The 5,836-nt window shown below is 61.3% G+C and carries 6 protein-coding genes; 5 read left to right on the top strand and 1 reads right to left on the bottom strand.

The features are described 5' to 3' along the window. The 3 genes from Q8K05_RS15855 to Q8K05_RS15845 form a co-directional block, all read left to right on the top strand. Nucleotides 1–615 (top strand): triacylglycerol lipase (locus Q8K05_RS15855; RefSeq protein ID WP_305247581.1); only part of this gene is annotated, 615 nt, incomplete at its 5' end. Nucleotides 616–744: 129 nt separating this feature from the next. Beyond that, nucleotides 745–1,407 (top strand): helix-turn-helix transcriptional regulator, encoded by a 663-nt coding sequence (locus tag Q8K05_RS15850; protein ID WP_305247580.1) that lies wholly within the window; start codon nt 745–747, stop codon nt 1,405–1,407. Nucleotides 1,408–1,496: 89 nt separating this feature from the next. Then, the gene (locus Q8K05_RS15845; RefSeq protein ID WP_305247579.1) at nt 1,497–2,102 is read left to right on the top strand and encodes a Crp/Fnr family transcriptional regulator; all 606 of its coding nucleotides are present in this window, start codon (nt 1,497–1,499) and stop codon (nt 2,100–2,102) included. A gap of 205 nt (nt 2,103–2,307) precedes the next feature. On the opposite strand, the gene Q8K05_RS15840 is transcribed toward Q8K05_RS15845, so the two are convergent. After that, nucleotides 2,308–2,724: an adenylate/guanylate cyclase domain-containing protein gene (locus Q8K05_RS15840; protein WP_305247578.1), complete on the bottom strand. Its 417-nt coding sequence runs from the start codon at nt 2,722–2,724 to the stop codon at nt 2,308–2,310. A 414-nt stretch (nt 2,725–3,138) separates the two neighbouring features. Between Q8K05_RS15840 and Q8K05_RS15835 the strand changes: the two genes are divergently transcribed. Both Q8K05_RS15835 and Q8K05_RS15830 read left to right on the top strand, forming a co-directional pair. Beyond that, nucleotides 3,139–4,251, top strand: a complete 1,113-nt coding sequence (locus tag Q8K05_RS15835; RefSeq protein ID WP_305247577.1) for a response regulator — start codon at nt 3,139–3,141, stop codon at nt 4,249–4,251. A 68-nt stretch (nt 4,252–4,319) separates the two neighbouring features. After that, on the top strand, nt 4,320–5,836 hold a 1,517-nt coding region (locus Q8K05_RS15830), incomplete at its 3' end, for a hybrid sensor histidine kinase/response regulator (RefSeq protein WP_305247576.1).

Genomic DNA, 5,836 nt, shown 5'->3' with positions numbered 1-5,836 from the left:
GATCAGCTTTCTCCGAAGGCGGCCATTTATGGACGCCGCGGCGTGGTGTTTGTGCATGGTTTTTTATGCAACCGGGGCTTCTGGACCCCGTGGATGGCGCGTTTACAGGGCAGCGGGCATGCCTTTGTCGCCCTCAATCTTGAACCCATCTGGGGCTCGATTGACGACTACGCACCGCAAATCGATGCCGCAGTGCAGCAAGTCACGCTGGTCACTGGCCGGACGCCGCTGCTGGTGTGCCACAGCATGGGGGGACTGGCGGCCAGGGCTTGGCTCAAACACATGAAAGCCGAGGCGCGTGTGCACCATGTGGTGAGCCTCGGAACCCCGCACCATGGCACTTGGCTGGCGCGCTTTGGCCTTGGCCACAACAGCCGCCAGATGCATTTGTTGTCCGACTGGCATGCCCAGCTGGACCATGAAATGCCCGTGGATCGTCATGCGCTGTTCACCTGCTGGTACTCCAACTGCGACAACATCGTGTTTCCAGCCTCCAGTGCGACCTTGCCCGGGGCTGACAACCGGCTGGTTCGCGGCGCCGCGCATGTCCAGCTGGCGTTCCTGCCGCAGGTCATCCATGCCAGCCTGGCCTTGCTGGACGACACACCGCTCTGAGCGCTTTCGCGGTGCGGCCCGTCAAGTTTGCGTTTGTAAATTTGTCACAAAAAACTATCGACATATTTACATCCTGAAAAAGCGGGAACTTTTTATGCTCATCCATTTGTAGGATGGAGTGTCGCTACCATGCACGCAACGCAGGATGCCAGACTTTTTGATGCCAGCCGATCACCGCCTTTTAGCGAACCCGGTTCCGATGCCAAATCTGCGCTGCTCGGCCTGCTGGTGGATGAGCTTGCGAACGGGATGCTTGTCATCAACGGGCAGGGCAGAATTCTTTATGCCAATCTCGCTGCGCGCCGCGAGCTTGAGCATGGCGCTATGATGAAAGACCGAGACGGCGAACTCCATTTACTTTCATCCGCGGCCGGCAAAGCCTTTCAGGGGGCCAGAGAAAAGGCGATGAGTGGCCTGCGTAGCCTGGTCACTTTATCCGCCGATGACATGAACGTCACGATGGCCGTGATTCCCCTGAGTGCCCAGTCGGGTGTGCTGTGCGAGCATATTGCCCTATTTTTGTCGCGTGCCAGCGTTTGCGAGTCGGGCGTTCTGGGTTGCTTCGCCCGTAGCTACAGCCTCACGCTCACTGAGCAGCGCGTGCTGGTTTTCTTGTGTCATTGTCTGAGTACCCCGGAAATCGCCATTCAAATGAAAATCGCAGTTTCTACCGTTCGTAGCCATGTACGCAGCCTGTGTATCAAAACCAGTTGCTGTGGCGTTCGCGAACTGATTCAACGGGTTGCTGTTTTGCCGCCCCTGAGCGTTCCGTCATTGGTGCCCGTGCACTAACCAGAATCGGGAAATATGTCAGTTAACCAATGCGCATGAGCTACCTCACGCCTGGCGGCAGTGATCTATACGCCCCGTTGAGTCCCGAATTGCGCACGCTGGCCTTGCGCGGCGTGGTACGCAGTTACCCAAAGAAGGCGGTGATCATCAATGAAGGCGATATGAGCGATAGCCTGTTTGTGCTGCTAAAAGGCAGCGTCAAGGTGTTTTCCGGCGGCAACAGCGGTCGGGAGATCACGTTCGGAAGAGTTTATGCGGGCGACTACTTTGGCGAAATGGCACTCGATGGGGCACCTCGATGCGCCTCCATCATTACCCTGGAGCCCTGCACCTGTGCCGTACTCAGCCGCGCCAACGTCAGCGAGCATCTGGCGGAGGAGCCCAAATTCGTCATGAACCTGGTGCTTCGGGTGATACGCCGCGCGCGCTGTGCGACCGAAATTGCGCGAAACATGGCTCTGTTGGATGTTTATGGCCGATTGGTCACGCTGCTTGAGGCGCACGATGGCATGGAAGACTGCCGTAGTGCCTCAGGCGGAGGCCTGGAATCCCTCACGCACCAGGATATCGCGAGCTTTTTGGGTGCGTCCCGTGAAATGGTCAGCCGCCTGCTCAAAGACCTCGAAAAGGGCGGTTACATCACGATGGCGACCAAGCGGATCACCCTGCTCAAGAAGCTCCCCACCCGCTGGTGACAAAAACCGCCGCGCAAAGTGGGCTTATGACGGCATGGCGCTTGGGTAAAACGTCACGCATGATGCGCTGGATGTCAGCCCACCCCAGGTGCTTGCCCGCACCACACGCCCGCAGCGCATCTCCATCAGTTTCAGCCCCCAAAATAAACAGCTTGTCGGCGACACGGTAGGCGCCAGACCGCGCATAGTCGGACTTGACGATCTCCTAACCTGGCACGGCGTCTTGATGGCTGGTCGTAGGCGTCACCGCAAATGTCGGTTGCAGCGCGCTGTCAGTGACTGGCGGGGCGGCAAAAGCGAAGGCCTCGCCAGGTGGCGCTATCCGGTAGGCGCGAACGGGTTTTGTGACATGTTTAAGGTAGCACTCGCCCAAGTCTTCAATCTCCGCGTCCAGCCCGGGAACCAGCTGGTCGCGGATCTCGGCGGAAATCACAATCTCGCCGGGGCCGGCCAGGGTGCAAAGGCGCGCCGTCAGATTGACGTCGGTGCCATAGATGTCGTGCCGGTCTGCGACAAAGCTGGCCAGATGGCCGCCCATGCGCAAATGCATTTGTTGCCCGGGGCGCCCGCCGGCATGGGCCTGCTGGCCAAAGTGCAAAAGTGCAAAAGTGCAAAAGTGCATATGCGGCCTGGGCGCAACTCGGTGCACTGGCAAACGCCAGCATCAAGCCGTCCCCCATACTCTTGACGATGCGGCCCCCATGCAGCGGCAAAATTTTTTGCTCGGCGTGCTGCACCAATTGTTGCCAGCGCCGCACGAAGTTGTCCTGGTCCTGCTCCATCAGCCTGACGGATTCCACCACGTCCATCACCAGCAGCACCTGGGTGTGTCGCTGCATGGCGTGTGGTGGTTCAATCAAGGATGGCATCGTCCGCGATACAAATTTTGTACCCTCATTGTGGGCGTCTAATCATGTTGTGGGGCTTACAGGACATGTCAAATGGCATACTTGTTTTTAACTGTAACAATATAGGTCATGCTGGTTGGAACCACCATTGCCTCAAAATAAAAATTCAGAAAGCGTGAGCATTTGTTATGCCCTTGATAGTGGTGATTGATGATGACGCCGGCACCCGCATGCTGGTCAGCCAGGTGCTCAAAAAAGAAGGCCATGAGGTCATGACCGCCGAGGACGGGGCCAAGGGTCTGGCGCTGATCCGTGAGTTCAAGCCCCGCCTGGTGGTCAGCGATGTTCAGATGCCGCTGCTCGATGGGTTCGAGGTGCTGGACCGCGTGCGTAACGACGCGGCCCTGGCGACCACACCCGTCATTTTGCTGACTTCACTGCAAGACCGCAGTCACATGCGCCAGGGTATGACCACCGGCGCCGATGATTACCTGACCAAACCCTTTGCCCCGCAGGAGTTGCGCGAGGCCGTCAGTGCGCAGCTCAACAAGCGCGTCCGGGCAGACGCCATGCGGGCGCAGGTGGTGGACAAGGCGCTGCAGGTTGCTCTGGAGGAGCAGCGCCAGAAAATAAGCGCCCTGTACGAGATTCGCATGGCCCAGTCCCTGAGCGCACAGTGGCCGGACAGCAGCACGGGGCAGAACAAGGAATCGTTTGCCAGCGCCACGGTGCTGTTTGCCGAGATGCGCGACTATGGCCTGTGGACGCAGCACCTGAGCAGCGCCGAACTCAGCGACATTGTCCAGCAGCTCTACAGCAGCGTGGGCGACACCGTCTACCTGTTTGGCGCGCACACCATGCAGTTTGTGGGGGACGGCATGCTGTGCGTGTTTGTCGACGCAAGCGATACGCTGTCCGTCAACCACGGACTGCGCGCCGTACGTGCTGCACTGGGGCTGGCCGATGCCACCAAGCGCATTGACGGCTACGTGCGGCGACGCTTTGCCGACCGCGGTCTGCCCAAGTTTTCGCTGGGCGTGGCATTGCACAGCGGGCCTGTCGCGTTTGCCAACCTGGATGGTCTGATCGGGCGCACGGGGCAGACGACGCCGGTGGGCGAGACCGTGGCGGCCGCGCTCAAGCTGTTTCAGGGCGAGCCTACGCTGGATTGGACCATTGCCGCCAGCGTGCAGGCGGCGCGCCTGGTCGCGGGGGCTGTGCGCACCGGTCGACGCGCCCTTGTTCAGGTGTCGGGCCGCAGCAAGCCGGTCGATGCCGTAGAAATTGTGGGCTTGGCATGAGGGCGCAAGGGGCCGCAGCCCCGATCAAACGGCGTGAAGGGTGGGCGTGGTCACTGCGCGCGGTGCTGGTGACCAGCTTGCTTCTGTTTTCCATCGTGCCTGCCGCCACCGTGGGCTGGCTGCTGTACCGCAGCAACCTGCAAAGCGTGGAAACCCTGTCCGACAAAATTGTTGACGACCTGGTCAAGCGCGTGCAGAGCAGCACCGAAGAACATGTCGCGCAGGCGCATACCGTGCTGAACGGGCTGACTGAGGAGGTCACCACGGACGCGGGCGTGGCGCGGGCGCGCCAGCTCATGCAAAACCCCGGCTTGTTTGAGCAAACCGCCTTTGCCATGACGCGCATGACGCCCAGCGTGCCGCACCTGTATCTGGCCACCTACCGGGGCGCGTATCTGGGGGTGGAGACGCTGCCGCAAAACCCGGGCGGCCTGATGCGGGTAGGCCTGCGTCAACAGGGGGGCGAAGGGCGGCATTACTTCTCGGCCGATACCCCGGGCGATCGCCGCACGCTGCTGCCGGGCGAGGCCCAAAATTACGAGCCGCGCAACCGCGCCTGGTATCAGTCCGCAGTGGCGCACAAGGGGCGCATCTTCACGCCCGTGCTGGCGTCGGCGGCGCAAAATCAGTTGCTGCTCACGCTGGCGCAGCCCGTGTACGGCTTGGACGGCGGCGCGCTCGGGGTGTTTGCGGTCGACTTGCACCTGAAGCGTCTGGGCGAATTGCTGCAAACCATGATCCTCAGTGCCAACGGCACCGCATTTCTGGTCGATGAGCAGGGTTTTTTGGTGGCCAGCTCGACCAGTGATCCCCTTTTTTCCAGCGCTGGCGGCAAGCTCGAACGCCGCAGTCCCCTGCAAAGCCGCAATGAAATTATCCGCAGCGCCTACGCCGAGGCGGCGCCCAGCATTGGAAAAACACGGGAGTCCAGCGTGCAGCGGGTCTCTTTTTCACGGCGCGTGGCCATGGGCGACGACACCCTGGTGGTGGCGCTCCAGCCCTTTGGCGAAAACGTGGGCTTGCGCTGGAGTCTGGTGGTGGCCGCCCCTGAAAGTGACTTTACGGCCACTACCCAGGCTGCCCTGCGCAAGACCTGGGCCGCCATGGCCGTTGCCTTGGTGCTCGGTGCCCTGCTGGCCACGGGGCTGGCATACCGCCTGAGCCGACGCTTCAGGCGCTTGAGCGCTGCCGCCGCACAAATGGCGCGCGCCGAAGTGCCGGCGCTGGAGCAAAACACCCATATCGCCGAGGTGCGCCAGCTCTCGCAGGCCCTGCATGACAGTGCTGAAGAAATGGTGCGCAACCGCGCCGCCATCGAAGCGCAGACAATTGCCCTGCGCGACGCCAATGAAACACTGGAAGCGCGGGTCGCCAGCCGCACCGCCGAGCTGGTCGCCTCGCGCGAAGAAGCGCTGGCGGCCGCGCGCGCCAAGGCGGCATTTCTGGCCACCATGAGCCACGAAATCCGCACCCCGCTCAACGGTGTGGTGGGCATGACCACGCTGCTGGCCGACACTCCGCTCGATGCGGAGCAGCGCGACTATCTGCACACCATGCGCATCTCCAGCGACCAGCTGCTCGGCGT

The organism is Polaromonas sp. (assembly GCF_030682935.1).
Taxonomy (GTDB): domain Bacteria; phylum Pseudomonadota; class Gammaproteobacteria; order Burkholderiales; family Burkholderiaceae_C; genus Polaromonas.
The sequence above is the reverse complement of the archived record's forward strand: the minus strand, read 5'-3'. Positions and strand labels throughout refer to the sequence as shown.

Coding starts and splice junctions, on each gene's coding strand:
- Q8K05_RS15850 (WP_305247580.1), top strand. CDS start 745: ATGCACGCAACGCAGGATGCCAGACTTTTTGATGCCAGCCGATCACCG.
- Q8K05_RS15840 (WP_305247578.1), bottom strand. CDS start 2,724: ATGCACTTTTGCACTTTTGCACTTTTGCACTTTGGCCAGCAGGCCCAT.
- Q8K05_RS15835 (WP_305247577.1), top strand. CDS start 3,139: ATGCCCTTGATAGTGGTGATTGATGATGACGCCGGCACCCGCATGCTG.